The 20191-nt window shown below is 65.2% G+C and carries 18 protein-coding genes and 1 pseudogene; 10 read left to right on the plus strand and 9 right to left on the minus strand.

The genetic code is table 11. The features are described from left to right. Together AC08OU_RS10725 and AC08OU_RS10730 are read right to left on the minus strand one after the other, a co-directional pair. A pseudogene (locus AC08OU_RS10725) lies at positions 1–372 on the minus strand (hypothetical protein); the annotation flags it as partial. Positions 373–388: 16 nt separating this feature from the next. Then, on the minus strand, positions 389–1027 hold the full coding sequence (locus AC08OU_RS10730) for an NADPH-dependent FMN reductase (RefSeq protein WP_476604808.1): 639 nt from the start codon (positions 1025–1027) through the stop codon (positions 389–391). Positions 1028–1128: 101 nt separating this feature from the next. Here AC08OU_RS10730 and AC08OU_RS10735 point away from each other — a divergent pair, with 101 nt between their 5' ends. The 6 genes from AC08OU_RS10735 (at position 1129) to AC08OU_RS10760 (ending at position 6774) form a co-directional block, all read left to right on the plus strand. Then, positions 1129–1983, plus strand: coding sequence for a helix-turn-helix domain-containing protein (locus tag AC08OU_RS10735; RefSeq protein ID WP_476604809.1), 855 nt, complete (start codon positions 1129–1131; stop codon positions 1981–1983). Positions 1984–2176: 193 nt separating this feature from the next. Further along, positions 2177–3553, plus strand: coding sequence for a glycosyltransferase family 4 protein (locus AC08OU_RS10740; protein WP_476604810.1), 1377 nt, complete (start codon positions 2177–2179; stop codon positions 3551–3553). Beyond that, positions 3550–4068 (plus strand): LbetaH domain-containing protein, encoded by a 519-nt coding sequence (locus tag AC08OU_RS10745; RefSeq protein WP_476604811.1) that lies wholly within the window; start codon positions 3550–3552, stop codon positions 4066–4068. The genes AC08OU_RS10740 and AC08OU_RS10745 overlap by 4 nt, the downstream gene beginning before the upstream one ends. A 26-nt stretch (positions 4069–4094) precedes the next feature. After that, on the plus strand, positions 4095–4742 hold the full coding sequence (locus AC08OU_RS10750) for a class I SAM-dependent methyltransferase (protein WP_476604812.1): 648 nt from the start codon (positions 4095–4097) through the stop codon (positions 4740–4742). Between the two features lie 17 nt (positions 4743–4759). Continuing rightward, a complete protein-coding gene (locus tag AC08OU_RS10755) occupies positions 4760–5629 on the plus strand; it encodes a glycosyltransferase family 2 protein (protein ID WP_476604813.1) in 870 nt (289 codons plus the stop codon). Next, positions 5626–6774, plus strand: a complete 1149-nt coding sequence (locus AC08OU_RS10760) for a glycosyltransferase family 4 protein (protein WP_476604814.1) — start codon at positions 5626–5628, stop codon at positions 6772–6774. The genes AC08OU_RS10755 and AC08OU_RS10760 overlap by 4 nt, the downstream gene beginning before the upstream one ends. A gap of 1652 nt (positions 6775–8426) precedes the next feature. Here AC08OU_RS10760 and AC08OU_RS10765 read toward each other — a convergent pair. From AC08OU_RS10765 to gmd, 5 genes are all read right to left on the minus strand, one after another. After that, positions 8427–9617, minus strand: a complete 1191-nt coding sequence (locus tag AC08OU_RS10765) for an oligosaccharide flippase family protein (protein ID WP_476604815.1) — start codon at positions 9615–9617, stop codon at positions 8427–8429. A gap of 65 nt (positions 9618–9682) precedes the next feature. Further along, positions 9683–10714, minus strand: a complete 1032-nt coding sequence (locus AC08OU_RS10770; protein ID WP_476604816.1) for a glycosyltransferase family 2 protein — start codon at positions 10712–10714, stop codon at positions 9683–9685. Beyond that, positions 10715–11692 carry a polysaccharide pyruvyl transferase family protein gene (locus tag AC08OU_RS10775; protein WP_476604817.1) on the minus strand — a complete coding sequence of 326 codons (978 nt, stop codon included), beginning with the start codon at positions 11690–11692 and terminating at the stop codon, positions 10715–10717. It abuts the gene before it with no gap. A gap of 55 nt (positions 11693–11747) precedes the next feature. Then, positions 11748–12509 (minus strand): TylF/MycF/NovP-related O-methyltransferase, encoded by a 762-nt coding sequence (locus AC08OU_RS10780; RefSeq protein ID WP_476604818.1) that lies wholly within the window; start codon positions 12507–12509, stop codon positions 11748–11750. Positions 12510–12514: 5 nt separating this feature from the next. Next, positions 12515–13561 (minus strand): GDP-mannose 4,6-dehydratase, encoded by a 1047-nt coding sequence (gmd, locus tag AC08OU_RS10785; RefSeq protein ID WP_476604819.1) that lies wholly within the window; start codon positions 13559–13561, stop codon positions 12515–12517. Positions 13562–14001: 440 nt separating this feature from the next. Here gmd and AC08OU_RS10790 point away from each other — a divergent pair, with 440 nt between their 5' ends. After that, complete coding sequence (locus AC08OU_RS10790; protein WP_476604820.1) at positions 14002–15321, plus strand: hypothetical protein; 1320 nt, start codon at positions 14002–14004, stop codon at positions 15319–15321. Between the two features lie 279 nt (positions 15322–15600). Here the strand turns inward: AC08OU_RS10790 and AC08OU_RS10795 are convergent, their stop codons facing one another. Then, complete coding sequence (locus AC08OU_RS10795) at positions 15601–16908, minus strand: helix-turn-helix domain-containing protein (RefSeq protein ID WP_476604821.1); 1308 nt, start codon at positions 16906–16908, stop codon at positions 15601–15603. 37 nt (positions 16909–16945) lie between these two features. On the opposite strand from AC08OU_RS10795, the gene AC08OU_RS10800 reads away from it, so the two are divergent. The 3 genes from AC08OU_RS10800 (at position 16946) to AC08OU_RS10810 (ending at position 18640) form a co-directional block, all read left to right on the plus strand. Continuing rightward, positions 16946–17248 (plus strand): hypothetical protein, encoded by a 303-nt coding sequence (locus AC08OU_RS10800; RefSeq protein ID WP_476604822.1) that lies wholly within the window; start codon positions 16946–16948, stop codon positions 17246–17248. Positions 17249–17265: 17 nt separating this feature from the next. Then, entirely contained in the window at positions 17266–17466 is a 201-nt protein-coding gene (locus AC08OU_RS10805) for a hypothetical protein (protein ID WP_476604823.1), read from the plus strand. Between the two features lie 139 nt (positions 17467–17605). After that, complete coding sequence (locus tag AC08OU_RS10810) at positions 17606–18640, plus strand: MBL fold metallo-hydrolase (RefSeq protein WP_476604824.1); 1035 nt, start codon at positions 17606–17608, stop codon at positions 18638–18640. A 26-nt stretch (positions 18641–18666) separates the two neighbouring features. On the opposite strand, the gene AC08OU_RS10815 is transcribed toward AC08OU_RS10810, so the two are convergent. Beyond that, the coding region (locus AC08OU_RS10815; RefSeq protein WP_476604825.1) for a hypothetical protein at positions 18667–20191 on the minus strand (1525 nt) is incomplete at its 5' end.

The following is a 20191-nucleotide window of genomic DNA, read 5'->3' on the forward strand; positions in this document are numbered from 1 at the left end:
AGAGACAGCCCAGGGGGCGGTGCCCGGGTCCTGCGCCACCGGCTCGACCCGGGGCCAGACGCTCGCCCACCGCGCCCCCTCCCCCGCAACCACGAGCTCAGGCACGCGCAGTGGCTCCGGCTCCAGCGGCGCGACCAGCAGCCCGCCGCCCCCTGGCCCGGCGCAGAACGCGAGGCGCGCCCCGAGCAGCGCGGCGTCGGTCTCCGGCCGATGCACCTTGACGACGACGTCACCGCAGGTCAGGACGACGGCCTGGGACGCCGTCCGCAACTCCGCAACACCGCCCGCAACACCGCCCGCAACACCGCCCGCAACACCGCCCGTCGAGCCGCCGTACCGGCGCGCCGTCTCCCCGGCCCAGTCGAGCAGCACCCGGCCACGGTACGGGCTACGCGATCGCGGACGGCGCCTGGACCACGTCGCGCAGCGGCTTGAGCGCCCGCGACCAGGCGATCACGTCATCGAGCATCCGGAGGAGCGCCGTCGCCTGATCCGGAGCCGGTGTCACCGTCCCGGGGTCGGCCGGGCCGGTCAGCCGGAAATCGGTGAAGACCGAGAGCGCGACCTGCGACCCGACACAGGCCACCTTCACCTCGGCCAGGACGGCGCGCAGGTGCTCGACCGCCCGGATACCCCCACCGGAGGCGCCGTACCCGACGAAGCCGGCCGCCTTGTCGTGCCACTCCGCGTACAGGTAGTCGACGGCGTTCTTCAGGGCGGCGGGGAGCGAGTGGTTGTACTCGGGGGTCACGAAGACGAAGCCGTCGAACGAGCGGATGGTCTCGGCCCAGCGCCTCGAGTGGGGGTGCCGGTACTCGCCGAAGATCGCGGCCAGGGGCTCGTCGAGCAGGGGCAGCGCGTAGTCGGCGAGGTCGACCAGTTCGACGGCGACCTCGCCGCCCTTCACGGCGGAGTGCTGCGCGGCCGTCTCGCACACCCAGGCGGCGACTCCCGGGGACCGGCGGTTCGGGCGGGTGCTGCCCGCGATGACGGCGATGCGGATCGTGGAGTCCAGGTCAGTAGGCATGCACCCAACGGTGTCCGGCCGCGCGCCGCGGAGGGAGCCCGCGCTGAGGGGGGCACCGGCAGGGCCACGCTAACGGCGAGATGCGCGGATACGCTGCTTGCGTGAGCGAGAGCGCCCTGGGCGAGTTCCTGCGCGGCCGGCGGGAGGGGATCCGGCCCGAGGACGTCGGCCTGCCGGGTGGTCGACGGCGCCGGACGCCGGGCCTGCGCCGGGCGGAGTTGTCCGCGGTCGCGGGGATCAGCGTGGAGTACCTGACCCGGCTCGAGCAGGGCCGCGACCGCAACCCCTCGCCTCAGGTGCTCGGTGCCCTGGCCGACGCCCTGCGCCTGTCGCCCGACGACCGGCTCCACCTGCGCCTGCTCGCCAAGGCGGTGGACGGCTCGCTGCTCCTGTGCCGGGCCGCGCAACCGGCGCGCGAGGTGCGCCCGACGGTGCGGGCCCTGCTCGACCGGCTCGATCCCGCGCCCGCGATGGTGCTGAACCGGCTGAACGACGTCCTGGCCGTCACCTCCGGCTTCCGGCACCTGGCCGGTCCTTCGGGCCTCCTGGACGCCGAAAACCCCAACCTGACCCGGTTCCTGTTCACCGACCCCCGCGCCCGCGCCACCTTCCCCGACTGGGACGCGGTCGCGGACCGGCACGCGGCGCAGCTCAGGATCGAATCGGCGCGTGCCGAGCCGCTCGTCCTGGACCTGGTCAACGAGCTCACGGTCACGGGCGGGACGGCGTTCCGCGACCGGATGCGGACGCACACGGACACGCACAGCCGCACCGGCGTCGAGCGGTGGGCGCACCCGGAGGCCGGCGAGCTGCGGCTCGCGTTCGAGACGCTGGAACTGCCGGACGCCGACGAGCAGCGCATGGTGGTCTACCTCCCCGCCGACGACGCCGCGTCGGCCGCGCTGGACCGGCTGGCGGGCCGCCACCCGGGCGGGCTGCGCGCCGTCGTGCGGTAGCGCTCCCCGCGTTCCGGCGGTGCCCGCTACCTTCCCCCCCGCCACGTCTCGGGCGAACGGACGATGAGTCCCCCCGGCAAGCCGCCATTTACAGCCAGTAATTTGTGTGCCACCCGGCGTGAGCTTCTAGAGTCTGCGGCGTCAGGGGGATGACATCGGCGGCTCGCGGCCGTCGCTCTCGGGGGAGGGACCGTTGGGGGGAGTCTCGTCGGAGGCCGCGGCCGTCGTGTCGTTGCGGGAGGCCGGGGAGGCGTCACGCAGGCGCCTGCCGGAACAGGGCCCGCGCACGACGCGCACGCCGGGGCACCCGGTCGCGGGGCGTCACGTCCTTGTCGTCGGGATCAACTACGCGCCCGAGCCCACCGGGATCGCGCCGTACACGACCGGGATGGCCGAGCACCTCGCGCGCCGCGCCGCGTCGGTCACGGTGCTCACCGGAGTGCCCCACTACCCGACCTGGCGGGTGCCGGACGACTGCCGGCTCCTCGTCCGCCGCCGCGAACCCGGCCCCCTGCCGCTCAACGACCTCGATGACGAGGCCGGCCTCGTGCTCCGCCGCCTGCGGCACTACGTCCCGTCGCGGCAGACGGCGCTCACGCGTGCCACGTACGAGCTGACGTTCCTGCTCAACGCCGTCGCGACGCGCACGGTGCCGCAGCCGGACGTCGTCGTCTCGGTGACGCCGAGCCTCGGCGGTGCCGTGGCGGCGGCCGTGCTGGCGAAGCGGTACGGCGCGACGTCCCTCGTGGTGGTTCAGGACCTGATGGCGAAGGCGGCGGGGCAGAGCGGGATCAGCGGCGGCGGGAGGGTGGCGCGGGCGACGGCCGGGCTGGAGCGGTGGGCGCTGCGGCAGGCCGACCGGGTCGCGATCGTCAGCGACGCGTTCCGCGGAACGCTGCACGACTACGGGATCGCGGACGATCGGATCGCGGTGGTCCCGAACTGGGTGCACATCCAGCGCGCGGGTGTGAACCGCGGGAGCGCACGCCAGGTGCTCGGCTGGCCGGCGGCGCCGTTCACGGTCGTCCACACGGGGAACATCGGTCTGAAGCAGGATCTCGGGAACTTGGTGGCGGCGGCCCGGCTGGTCGGCGCCGACGCCGGGGTCCGGTTCGTCATCCTTGGCGACGGCAGCCAGCGGGCAGCGGTGGAGGCACAGGCCGGTGACTTGCCGAACCTCACCTTCGCCGATCCCCTGGACGACGCGGACTACCCGAAGGCGCTCGCGGCGGCGGACGTGTTGCTGGTGAACGAGCGGCCGTCGGTGGGTGACATGTCGCTGCCAAGCAAGCTGACGTCGTACCTCGCCGCGGGGCGGCCGGTCCTGGCCGCGGTGAGCTCGGACGGCGCGACGGCGCGGGAGCTGTCGCGGACCGACGGCGCCGGCGTGCTGGTCCCGCCGGGCGATCCGGGCGAGCTGGCGAAGGCGGTCATGCAGCTGCGGGACGACCGGACGGCGTGTGCGCGCATGGGCACGGCCGGACGGCGGTACGCGGCGGCGCGGCTCGGGAAGGCGGAGTCGCTGGCCCGGCTCGACGCCGCTTTGGCGGATTGCGTGGGGGCACGATGACGTCTCTGGGCGAGCGCGCGGCGGTGGACCGGCGGCTGCGGGACTTCACCGGCACCGGCTACGACAAGGGCCGTTCCGTGCTGTGGCAGGCGGCCTGGTTCGCCGTGATGAACCTGGTCTTCGTGAAGTGGTGGCTGCCGGCGCGATTCCGTCCCCCGATCCTGCGTGCGTTCGGCGCGACGGTCGGCGAACACGTGCTGATCCGGCATCGGGTGCGGGTGCTGTGGCCGTGGAAGCTGTCGATCGGTGACGACTGCTGGATCGGCGAGGGCGCCTGGCTGCTCAACCTGGAGCCGATCACGATCGAGCGCGACGTGTGCGTGAGCCAGGAAGCGTTCCTCTGCACGGGCAGCCACCGCCACCGCGACCCGGCCTTCGAGTTCGACAACGCCCCGATCCACGTAGGCGCAGGCGCCTGGATCGCCGCCCGGGCAACCGTGTTGCGAGGCTGCGTCATCGCTCCACACGAAGTGATCATGGCGGGCGCTGTGCGTTCGCGCCGCCGTACCAGTTAGACGACCTCTCGAACCTGGAGCCCTACATGCCACCGTCCGGCCGTCCGGCGATCTCCGGCGCACGCACCGAATACGAGTGGGACGGCGCCGGTCATGCCCACAACCACAGCGTCTTGCTCCCAGCGCTGGAACGCATCCTCGGGCCTGCCGATAGCCGCCGACTCATCGATCTAGGCTGCGGCAATGGCGCGCTGACGGCGACCCTGGCCAAGCGGGGATTCCAAACGGTCGGCGTCGACATGGCGGCAAGCGGCATCGGTCACGCGCAAACGACGCACACGGACCTTAAGTTCGCCGAACATGACCTGTCCCAGCCGTTACCGGGTCATCTGCGGACCGCGTTCGACGTCGCGCTCTCCGCGGAGGTCATCGAGCATCTGTTCCTTCCCCGTGCGCTCTTCCAGCGGGCGCACGAGGCGCTCTCTCCGCAGGGCCGGCTAATCATCACCACGCCGTATCACGGGTGGTTGAAGAACCTGGCACTCGCGGCGACTAACAAGTTCGACCACCACTGGAGCCCCGGCTGGGACTACGGCCACATCAAGTTCTTCTCACGCTCGACGCTCACCGCGCTCGCCGACGAGTGCGGATTCCGCGAAGAGTCGTTCCACCGGGTGGGCCGCATCCCCCCGCTCGCCATGTCGATGATCCTGGTCCTGCGGAGAGCCTCGTGACGATGTCGAAGATCCCCGTGTCGGTCATCGTGATGACGCGTGAAGAGGAACGCGTCATCCGGCACACCCTGGAAAGCGTCACCGCCTTCGACCAGGTGTTCGTGGTGGACAGCCACAGCAAGGACTCTACCTGCGAGATCGCCAAGGAGTTCGACGTAGAGATCGTCCAGTTCACCTGGGACGGCGGCTACCCGAAGAAGAAGGAATGGAGCCTCCTCAACCTCCCCTTCAAACACGACTGGGTGCTGTACCTAGACGCGGACGAACTGGTGACTCCGCCACTCACCGCTGAACTCCAGCGCCTCTTCAGTTCCGGGCCGCTCCCCCACGCAGCCTTCGATATCGAGCTCGACTACCACTTCCTCGGTCGGATCCTGCGTCACGGCCACAAGGTGACGAAGCGCGCGCTGGTTCGTCCGGACCGCATTCGCTGGCCACACATTGACGATCTTGGGGTCGCCACGATGTGGGAGGTGGAAGGTCACTACCAGCCGATCGTTGATGGCAGCGTCGGCCGACTGACGGGCCGACTGGAGCACAACGACCGGGACCCGCTGTACGACTACTTCTCCCGGCACAACCGGTACAGCGACTGGGAGGCGTACCTGCGGGACCATCCCGACGTCGCGGACCAAGTCCGGGGCTCCCGTTCCGCCCGCGGTCGGCGCTACGCCGATCTGCCGTTCAAGCCGTTGGCGTTCTTCTTGTACTCGTACGTGATGCGGCGCGGCTACCTCGACGGCCGCGCCGGCTTCCACTACGCCATGGCGCACGCCTTCTATTTTTGGCAGATCAACATTAAGCGTGGGCGAAGCTCCAAATTGAACACATCCCCCCAATCCAGATCACGACAGGACAATCGAGGCATCGATAGGCCTCAATTGTGAGAATCGGAATTGTCGCAACGGTTGCTGGACCCGGACCATTGTCGGGCGGAGTTTGGCGAGTCGTGCAGACCCAGGCCCAGGCACTCGCGGACGCAGGTCATGAAACACAAATCCTCGCTGGTTGGATTGGCAACCCTTCCGCCACATACGCCACGGAAGGCGTACCCAGCCTTACGCTAGCACGATTGTTGAAACCCCTACCCACTAAAGACCTGCGACTACTTATCGCCCCTCAAATCCGGCGGCACATAGCATCTCTCTCAGAGTGGGCCGACATCCTTCACGTACACGCGTGCCGAGACCACATAACTACATCCACCCTTCGACATCTTCGCAATTCTCCGAAACCGATCGTTGCTCAGGCACACGGAATGCTTGCACCACCTAGATCGCGTCTTGCGAAAACGTTTGATCTACTATTCGCTAGAGACACCTACACCAGGCCCGATGCATATCTCTCACTAGAGCCTCAGGAATTCATCAAACTTCAAGACCTTGGCGTTCCCCAAGATCGAATCTATCCAATCCACAATGCCGTTTCGTCCGACGCTCCGCCATGGGCTGGCCCCCCGCAGCTGCCTCACTTTGTCTTCGCATCACGCTTCCATCCGCGGAAGAATCCAATAATGTTCGCCGAAGCTGGGGTGCGGTATCTGGACTCCGGTTTTGAGGGAACGTTCACCATGGCCGGAATCGATCAGGGCGAACTGGCAAACGTCGAGGAAATCATCCGCAGTTCCGGATCCGGCGAAAGGTTTCGAATACCCGGCCCGCTTCCAAATGCTGAAGTTCGACGAATACTTGCTACCGCCACGGCGATGGTCCTACCTAGCGTCGATGAGCCCTACCCCATGATCGTCCTGGAAGCACTCTCAGCAGGTGTGCCGACTATCATCACCAGACACACGGGCATCTCTCGACTGCTGGAAGATGCTGGCGCGTCCCTGATCGTGGAGCCTCGCGCATACGATCTCACCCAAACATTGATCCACTTGGCCACATCACCAGTGCTTGCACAGACCCTGTCGGAACAGGGTCTTCGACTATTCAACTCCCACTGGACGCAATCCTCTCTGGCAAGTGCTCTCCTTGAGAGGTACGAGCACGCCATTGAGAGACAACGATCCATTATTGATAAGTACTGAAGGCGAACTTCTCTGAGCAAGGATTGACGTTGTCGACCCCCTCGTTTCTGTGCATCACAGCGCTCCTTCTCCAAGTAGGACTCCTACTGTCACTACACCCGCGACCCTATCAACCTGGTCTCGTCATGTGGGCGGTCTATGCGACCCTTGCCCTTAGCGCAATTGTCTGGAATCCAACAACTCCCCGGTACACACCTGGTGCATCACTCATTAAGTGGTACGTCGATCACGATGCAAAAAATCAGGCAGTGATGCTTTTTACCATTTGCGCCACCTCCTCTGCGGCAGCTCTTAGTCTTGGCGCTCTGCATCGTTCACATAACGTCTCTTTTAGTCCACGCCAGGTTCTCGCTCATCACCTGAGTGCGGAAACGCGAACACCAATGACCCTCGTTCCTCGATTAGGAACGGCAATTCTCATCGCGACTGTATTCGCGGTCGGGCCCAGCACGCTTCTTCACTCAGATCGCTACCTGGCCATCTCTGGTTCGCCGCAGCTCGCCACACTCGGATCCGCCCTCATGCTTCCACTCAGTGCTGCACTGGGAGGAGCCGCCGCCACTGCAAAGAATCGACCGCAGAGACAATATGCTCTCCTGCTGATCCTACTGATCTCCATCTTTGCATTCGCACGGGCAAGCAGAGCCCTCGCACTTGTCGCGCCGCTCACGCTCATTGGCGCCGGAATCTGCCGACCAAATTCCGTCAGGCGTACCCATGCAATCGGCGCCATAGCCTTGAGTCTCGCCCTATTCGGGGTTGCATTGGTTGAGAGATCCAGCGATCAGGGGCACGGGCTATGGCCATATCTCCAATACACTTCTCTGCACCTTGCTCAGGTCCCCCTGGCAGCGTCGGAAGGACTTAGTAATGTCCTATTCACCCTTCCTCTGACGACATACGTCGCAACGCAGGTCCCACCGATTCCCGAATCTTCCATGATTGTATCCTTGAATCCGTTGCCAGGAACGATGACATCATGGTCAAATATCAGTCCGCAATTGCGCGTTCACGCCTTCATTCCGTACAGCGGCCTCGGAGAGCTCGCGAACCACGGTTTGGGCTACCTTTCAATCTACATATTCACAGTTGCCGGCATATTCAATTTGATCCACAGATCGGCAAAAAGCCTGAGACGCGTTCCCCGCGCCTACCTGACCGTACTCTGCTACGGGTTGACCACCTCCTTTTTAGCGCAAATTCTCCAATATAATCTGCGATCGGCTACACGCCTAGTCTATTACTCACTTGTCATTTCAGCTGCCTTCATCGCCTGGTCGCACTTACGCCCAAGATCACACACTGACCTCAAGGTCTCCGACACTTCCAGAGTCGAGACTCAGTTTTCCGCAGGAGGAGATTGACTCATCATATCCAGAGCCCAGAATGGGCATACGCTTGCATCCGGAGTAGCCGATCAACAGACGAGGTAGGCGCACGTTCCGAGGCGAGCCCTGTCACCGCTCCAGAACACCGTTCGCCAGTCGGCCTACTCTCCGCGTCGGCGAGCACATTTCGCAGCAACCCGCGCGACCCCAACTTCGTTCGGCACGGGTGCGTCGAGTCCTGCACCGCTCCAACCGTCACGCACAAGAAATATAGTGCGCTTGCCGGCGGCACGCCTAGGATATCTTTTCCCAGGACCAACTGCGTCACAATGCGCTCGCCACGCCACTCGTTATCACGCCGAGCATTAGGCTTCCCCACCACAGACGGAACCTGGGCCGGTGGTCGGTCGGCACCAACATAGTGCGTGCAAAGGCCAGCGAGAATTCACGCAACAGCAAAGCAAGCGCCAGCAACGCATACCCTTCAGTGGCGCAAACAGCAAGAATTACAGCAAAGGCGCTCGCGGCCATTTGAGTGAGTATATTCATGACGCTTCGCCCTCGAACGATTAGGTACGCATTCACCGACCAGCTGAGAATCATCGGAAATGCTGCCAAGACTAGCCAACGGGTAATCGCAAGGGCAGAGTTCCAGTCAGCACCTAGAACCTTGTACCCTATTGGAATTATCAACCCATTTGTTGCAATTGCGCACCCAAGGACCAATAGGGAAGCTACGTTTAGACATCGCGTCCATTCTCGTGACGAGGCATCCAAAGGCGATTGGGCCAAGCGAGTAACCAAAACTGCATTGACACCTGTCAGTATTGGATCAGCGATCAAGCGGAGCATCGAGTAAGCGAACGTGAATATTCCCAGGGCATTAGAACCAGCCATGATGCCAATCAAGACACGGTCTGCCACAGGCTGCAGATTTGCAAGAAAATTTACGCCAGAAATTGGACTCAGGGCGCGCCACCACCTTCGCACCATTCCGCTTTCCGGAGCCAGCGACGGGACCGCTACGCGAAAAAGCAACAATCCAATGAGTATTTCCACGGCTAACGACTGGCAGGCGGCGGCAAGAAGTATGTCGCCGTAGAGCATCACGGGTATCACGACGGGAAGACTCAATACAGCCGCGGCAACTTGACGGCGCGCTAACTGCTGGTAGCGTCCCGAACGCTGTAAGAGCACAACTCGGGGAAGGTGCACTGCAGCTGCAACTGGCACCAGCGCGAGCGGCAGCAAGACGCGGGTATCTCCCGCCGAGAAGCCGAGGACCGGCATGAGAAGAAGAATCAATCCGACGAGGGAGGCCGCCGCTGATCCTCCCAGGAAATACCCGTATCGGGAAAGGCGAGTCAAGTCACGGGCTTGCAGGTCGCTCGATGCGGCGCCGAATTGCCTCAGCGCGACGTCGCCACCAGCCTGGAGCATCGTTACGGCTGCAATAGCGAAACCGTAGGTGCCAAGCCGCTCAGGAGACGCAACTAGGGGCAGGGCGAGCGACACTGAAACCGAAACCACTCGCTGAGCAACTCTTTCACCGACTGACCAAAGATAGGTCGCGGCTCCCTCTAGGGTTCGCTTCTGAGTGCGTGGACCAGTTGGGCACGACGGACTGCCGCTTCTAGGCCAGCCCACACCAACCCGGGTGACCATAACTTATTCCTCATCTCCCACGCGAGCACCCGGTGTCGCAATCGAAATGCTACTCCTATGGCCCGTAACCGCCATTGTGCTATCGCAGCCGCTGCCCAATCCATTAGTCTTGGATTTTCGAGTCGTTCGACTGAACTATGCCAAGCGCCCGCTAGGCGATGCGCCTCAAGCAAGAAGGATTGCCGTCCCGTTGCGCCCGGCAGCAGCAATTCTGCCGCTGCGCCATCGTCGATATGGACTCCCGTCTCTCGCCACGCCGCCACCAGCGACGGCGCTAACTGCTTCGCTGCGAGGGAGGAATCCCGTCGAGACTGATTTGATGAATGAAGTCGCCAAGCGATCATCCGATCCGGCAAGATCTTCCAATGCCAAGCGTTACGAGTGCGAAGCCACAATTCATAATCCTCCCACAAGAAGTCACCCGAATAGCGCCATCCTTCTAGCGAAGTCGCCTTTACCACAACCGATGGATGGCAGATGGGGTTCTGAAACAGAATGCATCGACGCACCTCTGCGGAATTCAATTCCCCCGGGAGCCGAGGAGTGGCAAGCTTGCGCCCAGTGCTAGAGATGTACTGGAAACCTGTAGCAAGCGCATCTATTCTGGCATTAGCTTCGAATGCTTGAACAGCGTGTGCCATTCGATTTCGGTGACACACATCATCTGCATCCAATCGCATAACGAGTTCCCCGCTTGCTCGCTCTAGGCCCCTATTTAGGCTACTCGCGACTCCCAATGACTCCCTCTGAGAGATTACTGTGAGCGGGCCTTGGGTCTTCGCCTCTACGATGTCCAGTGTTTTATCCGTACTACCATCATCTATGAAGATCAGTTCCCATCGGCCATACGTCTGACCGTTCAGTGAATCGATCGTGCGAGCCACATAACGCGAAGCATTCCTGGCAGGCAATACGATGCTTATTAGAGGTGAACCCCACGACGACATTTAGGCGCTCTTCCGATCCTGAGCGAGCCTTGCACCCTCATGTAAGCTGCTCGCCCACAGAATGTCAAAATCCATGTCGGCAAGCCACGTGGAAAAGTATGCTCCCAGCTTACCGTTATTGTTGTCGACTGCTATGACTCTGCGGCCGAGATGGAGGGCAAGGAGCATTGCATGCAGGCGATCCGTAACGATGGTCCTGCCCTTGCTCAACAGATCTACTCCACGGACCACCCGTCTTTGCGCGAGCTTCTCCCAAGCGGCAACATCGAGGTTCAACAAATTCCCCAGATTGTCGTGGCGGCGGGCAATGCTTCTGCGGACACGATGCAGGCACTTGTCCGGGGCGAGGTTCAGCCAATCGGTTCCGGTGATTTCGGAGTCCTGGCGTTCTGCATCTGTTCGCCCAAGGACCAACACATCGACCTCGGGTGCTCGCGCCTTAATTGGGCCCAAGCAGTGGACACCGTCAGGTGAGAGAATCGTGGCGACCGAAGCCATTTGTTGGCTCCAGAATTCGTGACTCCGCCGATCTCGAAGCATCAGAGTCCGATCAACACCCGCCAGCAGTGCTAACCGCAATTCCTCATCTCTCTCCTTTGAGACGTGGGTGTACGATTGCGGCGCCTGAATAGTTGGCACGTCCGGAAAGGTTGTGAGGATATCAATTCGCGCCTGGTGATGATGTGGATAAAGCCCACCCAGGTTTCCGCCGCCATGAATGACTATTGAAGCATCGCTGAAGAGATATTTGCGACTGGATCTTTGCGAGAATGTGTCGAGTGAATATGCGGCATTGACCCGCTTTCCGCTCATCCTTGCCCATTGCAACTCTCCCAGTAGAATCGCGCTGTCGCCAACATTGGGATGATCGGGAACGTCTCCAATGATTAGACTTGACGCAGCCCCAAACGCCTCGTCGAACTTTGCGAGAGTGATCTCTTGCAAATGAAGCAATTTATCCGCTTGAGCGTTCCGCATATCCTGCCTTTCGGACTCTGAGTCGCCCCCACAGAGCAAGGCTCTTTAGCAGGTATCAGATGCGTTGCATTGTTAGATTTTGCGACAGAGCCACGATCTGAAAGTCTCGACGTCGGTCCAAGAATTTGTGAACCGCCCACCGGCAGCCCTCGTAGTCTCTGTAGTCATCGACTACGATGAAGCCACCGTCAGATATTGTCGGCGCCAGGGAACTCAAACAGTCACTTACTGGGTCGTACCAATCGCAGTCCACGTGCGCCAATGCCACAGTCTGAGGCGGGGATGTGCAGAGTGTATCCGCGAATAGACCCTTAACTAGGCGGACGTTGTCCCCGTCGACAGGCGTGCCAAGCGTCGCAAAGTTGGCGCAGACCTTGCCATACAGGTCCGGCATGTAGCCGTAATAGGTCTCACCTCTAGATATTCCCTGTGAGCCGCCGGCGGCTATTACCCTATGCCTCTCATGGGCGTCGCCTCCGTCTCGCTCCGTCGGCGCCGGAATCATTCCAAAAGTGTCGTAGCCGATGAACTGTCTCTTCTGGGTGGGCGTTGCATTGATCTGTGATGCCAAGAGATGCGCAGAACCGCCTAGGGCCACGCCCGCTTCTACAAAGTCCCCAGGGATTCGCCGACGACGCACTTCCGCCAGACACCACTCGATCTGCCGGAGCTTCTGAAAGGTCAGGTAGGTGAGGTGTCCACGCCTCACGCGTCGCGCTCGGCGGGAAACCGTGACAGCGGCGAGGGCGTTCCCGGCACGGGTTCCGACGCGACTCCTGTGGGAGCCAGCGAAGTCGCACACGTTGATGGGCCACATGGGGATCATCCTTGATCCGCGCGTCCGACTGGATAGAGCCCGGCGTGCGGGCGTGCACCTTGTTGACCTAAGGCACCAAGGCGAATTGTGTCGGCGCCAACCATGGTCTCCGCGAGTTGCGGCGCGAGGACGCGCGGCTGCCACCCGAGCATTCGCTGAACGTGCGACGAGTCGCCGATCAGGGCGTCGACCTCGGTCGGCCGCAGGTAACGCTCGTCGAAGCGCACGTACTTCTCCCACTCCAGACCCACGTGCGCGAACGCGAACTGCAGGAAGTCCCGCACCGTGTACGCCGTTCCCGTCGCCACGACGTAGTCGCTCGGCTCGTCGGCCTGCAGCATCAGCCACATCGCTTCGACGTACTCCGGCGCGTACCCCCAGTCGCGCACGGCGTCGAGGTTCCCCATGTAGAGGTAGTCCTGCTTGCCGGCCACGATGGCGGCGACCGCCTTGGAGATCTTGCGCGTCACGAAGGTCTCGCCCCGGCGCGGGCTCTCGTGGTTGAACAGAATGCCGTTGACGGCGAACAGCCCGTACGCCTCGCGGTAGTTCCGCGTCATCCAGTACGAGTAGACCTTCGCCGCGCCGTACGGGCTCCGCGGGTAGAACGGCGTCCGCTCGTTCTGGGGCGGCGGCGTCCCGCCGAACATCTCCGAGCTGCTCGCCTGGTAGTAGCGGCACTCGAGCCCCATCATCCGGATCGCTTCTAGCAGCCGGGTTGATCCCACCCCCGTGGTGAGACCGGTGAACTCCGGCTCGTCGAACGACACGCGGACGTGGCTCTGCGCGGCGAGGTTGTAGACCTCCTCCGGCTGGATCTTGTCCAGCAGCGTGACCAGGCGCGATCCGTCGGTCAGGTCCCCGTAGTGCAGGAACAGCCGAGCGCTGGGATCGTGCGGATCCTGGTAGAGGTGGTCGATCCGTCCCGTGTTGAACTGCGAGGAGCGCCGGACGACGCCGTGCACCTCGTAGCCCTTCTCCAGCAACAGCTCGGCAAGGTACGAACCGTCCTGACCAGTGATCCCCGTGATCAGGGCTGTCTTCCTCAGCAAGTCGCGCTCCCCCGGGCGTCGTGAACCTTTGCCAGCCCCAGCAATGTCACCGATCGCATCTTATCGTGCGCGGTGCGTGACTGACGACGGCAACGGTAGCGCCATCCGAGCAACGACAGGCCCCAGGACGACGCAACGTCCCGGAATCACCCCTTCATCCGATCGCCGGCACCCTCCGCTCTCCGTCGGAGTCGCGGCGTCGAGCGGGCGCGCGCCACGCAGCGGTCGAGAACCGTCCCCAGACCGGAGGGCGTAGTGACGTGCGTGACGTCCGCTACGGCGCCACGCGCTATGACACCCGGGCCTGGAGAGGATGACCGATGGGCCAGTGGGCCGTCCTGGATCGTGACGACCCCGCTCCAGGCGATCCCGCTCGCACATGGGCGCTTGGATGGCGCCTGCACCAGGAAGCCAGCCGGGTCCACGAGACGGTGGGGCGGTTGCAGGCGCTGGCATCCGGCGAACTGCGGATGGAGGGCGACTACGCGCCCGGGTTCCGCGACGCGTTCACCGAACTGCCTCGCGAGTTGGGCAAGCTTGAACGCGCTTACCACGCATGCGGCCACGCATTGACCGCGTTCGCGGCGGCGCTGGAGGAGGCCCGAGCAAAGGCGAGTTGCGCACTCCGCCAGGGGATGGACGCCGACACCCGGTACCACGCCGCGATGCGTGAGGTGTACGCGCTGCTGTCCCCGGATCGACAGGTGCTATTCGTCAACGGCCAGGGGCTGGAGCCGGCGTCGGTTGAAGCGGCCACGACCGGGTTGGATGAGAGCGTCCGGGGACAGGTACGGGCAGCGGCGCGGCGAGCGGTGGTCGCCGACCAGGATCTGGATCGGGCTCGGCGGCTGGCGGACCAGGCCGCCGCACTGCGAGGCGACGCCGAGTCACGCTGCGTTCGTGGTATCGAAGCGGCGCTTGAGGACTGCGAGATCAAGAACAAGCCGTGGTGGCAGGAAACATGGCACGCGGTCAGCAAGCCCTTCCGCTCGTGGGACGAGTTCGTCAGGCTGGCCGGCAAAGTTGCCTTGGTGGCCGGGATCGCCGCGGCATTCGTCTCGGGCCCAGTCGGCTGGGCATTGATGGCAGCCGCGATGGCCGGTGGTGCGGCGGTGTTCGCCGACGACCTGGGCAGGTTCGCGCACGGTCAGATCGGGTTGGGTGGGTTGACGCTCTCCGCCCTCGGCCTGATACCGGGTGGACGTGGGGTCGTAGGCGTGGCGAAGCTGGGCCGTAGCGTGGCGGGCCTGGCACACACCGTTGGCGTCGGCGGGGGTGGCAAACTACTCGCGGCGGGACTGACGGCCGGCGGCGCGCGCCTACGAAACCTGGCGCAAGCCTTTCCCCGCGTGCGGGACCTTGCTTCGATCGAAAACGCTCGGGTTATCCCCTTCGGCCCCATGAACGAAGGACCACTACCGAAGACCATCGCGACCACATTTCGAAGCGGGACGTACCAACAAGTGACCTCCGATCTCCCAACCACTGTTTACCGAGTGTACGGAGGATCGGCGAAGCAGATCGGTGCGTATTGGACGAGAGTAGAGCCAGCGGGGCCCGTGCAATCGATCGTTGACAGCGCGCTCGATCCGGCTTGGGGTAATCTTGCAACTCGCTGGGTCGTGGCCGAGATCCCAGCGGGGACAACCTTCTATGAAGGTGTTGCCGCCGCTCAACGCAGCCTTGTAGGAGGAGGAAGCCAGATTTTCGTCCCGCAGGTGGACCCCACGTGGATCATCCGCAGTGGATCGTTTGGATAGGTTGGGATGAACCAGGACCCCTTGACAGAGATTCAGGGATTCAAGTCTCCGGGCGAGTATCAGCGCTTCACTCAATGGATCTCTGACGCAGTGGGTGAAGGCCTGCTGCAAGAGGTCCCGGTGGCTTCACGCTACGCGGGCGCGACCGTGTTCGAGGAGCACTGGTATCGGACGCGCTCCGGAGAAATCTGGAGGCTGGTAGCCCCTGACTACCCCTTCACCGGAGTATTCGAAAGAGTCTCCGACGGAGGATGACACGGGACGACGTCCGTCAAAGGCTCACGCCACGACGCCCAGTCGTTCGGCCAGCTCCCGCAGCCGCGGCGTCCGCGCCCGCCGCTCGCGCTCGATCAGCTCTCGCACCGTGGCCCGCGGGTATGCCTGGTAGCGCATCCACTCGGGTGCCAGACGCTCGATCAGCAGGAGCGTGTCGACGGCGTTCTCGTCCTTGTCCAGCGCGGCGAGCGCGTAGGCGCGGTCCGCGAGGTGCCGGGCCCGGGACGCGAGCGGCAGCGCGGCGTCCGGCGGCATCTCGCGAGCGGCGTCGAGCGCGCGACCGGGGCGATCGGTGACGACGGCGATGTCCACCGCCTGCATGATCACCTGCGCCAGCCCGAACGTGGTCTCGTAGTCGCGCCGCACCGGCTGCCCCAACGCGGCCAGGCGCTCCGCATCGGCTCTGGCGTCGCGCAGCAACTCGTCCGCGGCGTCCACCTGTTCGTCACGTGCCGCCGCCACGGCGCCGGACAGCAGGAGACTCCCCCGCACGGCGATCGTCTTCGACTCGGACTCCGTGTCGGCGGCACCAAGCGTGGTGGCCTCAGTGACGGCGAGATCCCGCGCGTAGTCCGTGGTGCCGGTGAGGTGGAGGAGCAGCCATGACAACCAGCCGAGGGTTGCCGCCCTGTGCAGCGCGTCGCCGGTCTCCTCCGCCGCCTGGACTGCCTGGCCCATCGCGAGGTACCCGAGGTCGACCTGGCCGAGGTGGACGAGGGTGGATGCTGTGACCGCCAACGTTCCGGCGAGCGTCGCCGCCGTCGCCCGGTTCGCCGTCCCATCGTGCGCAGCGCGGGCCGACGTGATCAGCGTGGGCAGCGTGGCGCCGAGGACGTCGTAGCGACCGCCCCAGTAGGCGCCCCACGCGAAGCTGGCCCCCTTCGCGATGGCCTCGGCGTCGTCCGGCTCGGTGTCGGGAGGCGGAACGAGCGCACGTCGGATCGCGAGGACGCCGGAGTTGGTGGAGTCACCGTCGGCGTCAATGCTGACCCGCTCACCGAGAAGCTCGGACACGTCGACGTCGAGAGCCCTTGCGATCCGGTGCAGGGTCACGAGCGGGGCGGTCTGTTTGGTCCCTTGTTCCAGCTTGGAGATCACGTCCACGCTGATCCCGGCGGATTCGGCCAGCTCGCGCTGGGTCATCGCGGGTTGCCGCTGATGGCGGAACCAGCGAATGCGCTCCCCAATCGGTCCCGGCTCTCCCACCGCTGACCACCTCCTCGCCACTTCAATCCACGGCGGCGCTTTTCCGTCAGGGTATGTGCGGCGCAACTGAAAGCACTGGGACGCTTCGTCCCATCCGCCGTGCACGACTCCGCCCGTAGCGTCGTGTGACGAGGGAGGGGCGATGGTTCACAGGGCGACGCTGGTCATCCGGACGATGACGTCAACAGGCCGCGAGGCTCCGGTCGACGTCGTGATTCGCCGCGACACCGTCGAGATCTGGGCCGCCGACCGGTGCGCCGCCGTCCTCGACCGCTTCACCTTCCAGGCGTGGCTGGCCCACCCCGTCCGGGCGCTCATCGTCGACGACGTCATGTGGGCACCGGTCGAGGACTCGCACGTCGCCCTGGTCGTCGCGGCACCGCAGACGATCGGCCCCTGGACCCTCCCGACCGACGTCTACGAGGAACTGCGATGGCGAGTCTGAGGCAAGGATCGAGAGACGTGGAACCATCGACCCGCCCAGTGCTGGACGATCTCCGAACCACCATTCAACGGTGGCGCACCGACGCCCAGAACCAGTGCATCCCCACAGCGCACCCCAACGACCTCGAGTGGCTCTGCGGCCGCATCCGCGCCCTCGGCGACGTCCTCGAACTCCTCGCCCGCACGACCGGGCAGGAACCGGCAGGAACCAGGACCTGATGACGGCGAGCGCACGCGCGCGGCATGCTGGCGGCCGCGTCTGAATCACCAGCGTGCGGGGACGAACATCGGGATACCTACGATGGGCCCCATGTCTTCGGCGCCCAGGTCAACGTCGTCCAGGTCAACGTCGTCCGCGGTGTCCCCGGACTCGGGCGAGCTCTGGACCGCAGAAGGGGCCTGGCCGGTCGCGGACGGCGTCTGGCGGATCCCCCTCCCCCTGCCGATGGACGGCCTCAGGGCCGTCAACGTGTACGTCATCGAGACCGAGCACGGGCTCACGCTCGTCGACGGCGGCTGGGCGATTGCCCCGGCGCGGGACCTCCTGAAGCGCTGCCTGGGCGAGATCGGGTACGCGTTCACCGACCTGCGCCGGTTCCTGGTGACCCACGTCCATCGCGATCACTACACGCTCGCCACGGTGCTCGGCCATGAATTCGGTGCCGAGGTTGTCCTGGGCCTGGGGGAGAAACCCGGGCTGGATCTGCTCAACAACCCGGAGCTGACCTCGAATCCTTTCGCGGAGGAATTGCGCGCCGCGGGCGCCGAGGAACTCGCGGCGGTGTGGTCGGCCGACGGCGGCGAGCGGCCCGATCCCGCGATCTGGCTGCCTCCCGAGACCTGGCTGGACGGCGACCGGCAACTCGCGGTCGGCAGCCGAGTGATCGACGCCGTGCACACGCCGGGGCACACGCCCGGCCACTACGTCTTCGTCGACGGCGCGGCCGGTCTGCTGTTCGCCGGGGACCACGTGCTACCGACGATCACCCCCTCGATCGGCTTCACGGCGCCACCGGCCGACCATCCGCTGGCCGACTTCATGGCCTCGCTCGCCAGGGTGCGGGCATTGCCCGACCTGGCCGTCCTGCCGGCCCACGGACCCACCGCGACGTCGTCCCACGCCCGCGCCGATGAACTGCTCGTGCACCACGAGCGGCGCCTGGAACAGAGCCTCGCGGCGCTGGGGACCTCCGCCGTCACCGCGCACGCTGTCGCCGGTCAGCTGACCTGGACCCGCCGCGAGCGTCTCTACGCCGACCTGGACGTCTTCAACCAGGGCATGGCCGCGTTGGAGACCAGAGCGCACCTGGACCTGCTCGTGGCGCGGGGCCAGGCCACGAAGGAGGTCACCGACGGCATTGCTCTGTTCACCGCGAGCGCCCGAGGTGCGTGAGGCAGACCCCGCAGGGTGAGGGAAGGCTACTCCGCGACGATGGTGGCCAGTTCCCAATGTCGCAGCCGGCGGTTCCAGAACCAGAAGTCGTCGCTGTACTCACCCGGCATCGGGTCGCTGCTGACGCGGTCGAGCGCGAGCTCCACCCGGGTGAGGGCCCGGTCGACGGTACGCTGTGCCACGGCCTCGGCCGGCGCGAACAGGCGCTCGATCGCGAGGTTGGGATCGTACGTGAGCGGGCTCGCCGCTATGTGGGCTCTCATCGCGCCGGTGTGCCCGGTGAGCGGGCTGGGCCCGCCCTCCCCTTCGTGACGTCGGATCTCGGCGATGAGGGTGCGCACCGGCGCGCCGCGCCGCCGGTTGTAGGTGTAGAAGTTGACGCGTGCACCGCGCGAGCGCCGACCGTTCGGCAGCAGCCACGGGTTGACGATGCCGAGGCGCTGGACGCTCATCGTCGCGGTGTCGACGTGGAAGAAGCCGTCGAACGGCCCCTGCGGGTCGTTCACCCGCGCCAGCGTGTAGCCGTGGCCGCGCCGGGTGTCCTCGCCCACGTAGGGGAAACGGACATAGGGGCAGAGGATGCTCGACAGGTCCTTGGCGCACCGGGAGACGTTGAGCCCGGCCGCGAATTTCGCGCGCGCCGTCGGCTCCTTCCGCGGCGTGCGCGGATCCAGCCGCGTCGTGCGCACCTGCTCGCGATGCGTGACCCGGGTCGGGCTGAAGGGCCGCTCGTCCACAGTGACCCTGGCCGTGTCCGTCGCGCTGCGGCCCTGCCGGTCGGTGACGGTGAGCGTCGCGACCACGTCGCACAGCGGCACGAGCGTGGTCTGGGCGCCGGACTTGGTGCCCGGGCGCAGGGCCGCGCCGTCGGGGCAGCTGGGCCCCCGGGCGAACGTCCACGCGTAGCTGGCGATGTCGCCGCGGGAAGCCAACCCGGACAGGCTGGCAGTGCCCGCGCGCATGATCGTGTACGGCCCACCGGCCTCGGCCGTCGGGGGCGGCGTCGTGCAACCCGGCGCCGCGGCGGCACGGGCGGTGCCGCCGTCACAGACCAGGGTGAGGTGGTAGGCGAAGGTCGCGTCCCACCCGTCCTGGGTCACGTGCCGGCTCGCGTCGATGGTCGTGCCGCCCGCCCCGACGTGACCCGTCAGCTCAGCCTCGGGGGCCTCCGGGACGACGATCGCGTCGTACACCGGCGTCGTGAACTCCTCCGGCTCGCAGCCGGTGTAGACGGCGTGGTCCGTGCCCGTCACAGGGGCGGTGAACGGGCCGGCAGGGTTGATCGTGTACGTCCCGTCGTCACGAACGATCATCAGCTCGCGCACGTCGCCGGCGACATCGGTCGTGGGGAGCGTCTCGTCCTCCACGCGGTGCCGCGCCTCGCACAACGGCGTCGGCGGCACCGTTTCCTCCCAGTGCCGGGACGCGTCGCCGGAGCCGCTCGCCCGCCCCTCCGCCCAGCCGGCCCCCGCCTCCCCCTCGGTGGTGGCGGTCGCGTACAGCGTCGCCGTCACGTCGGCCGTCATCGACTGGGTGCGCCGGGTCCGCACC

Source organism: Frankia sp. CcMO1, assembly GCF_977945845.1.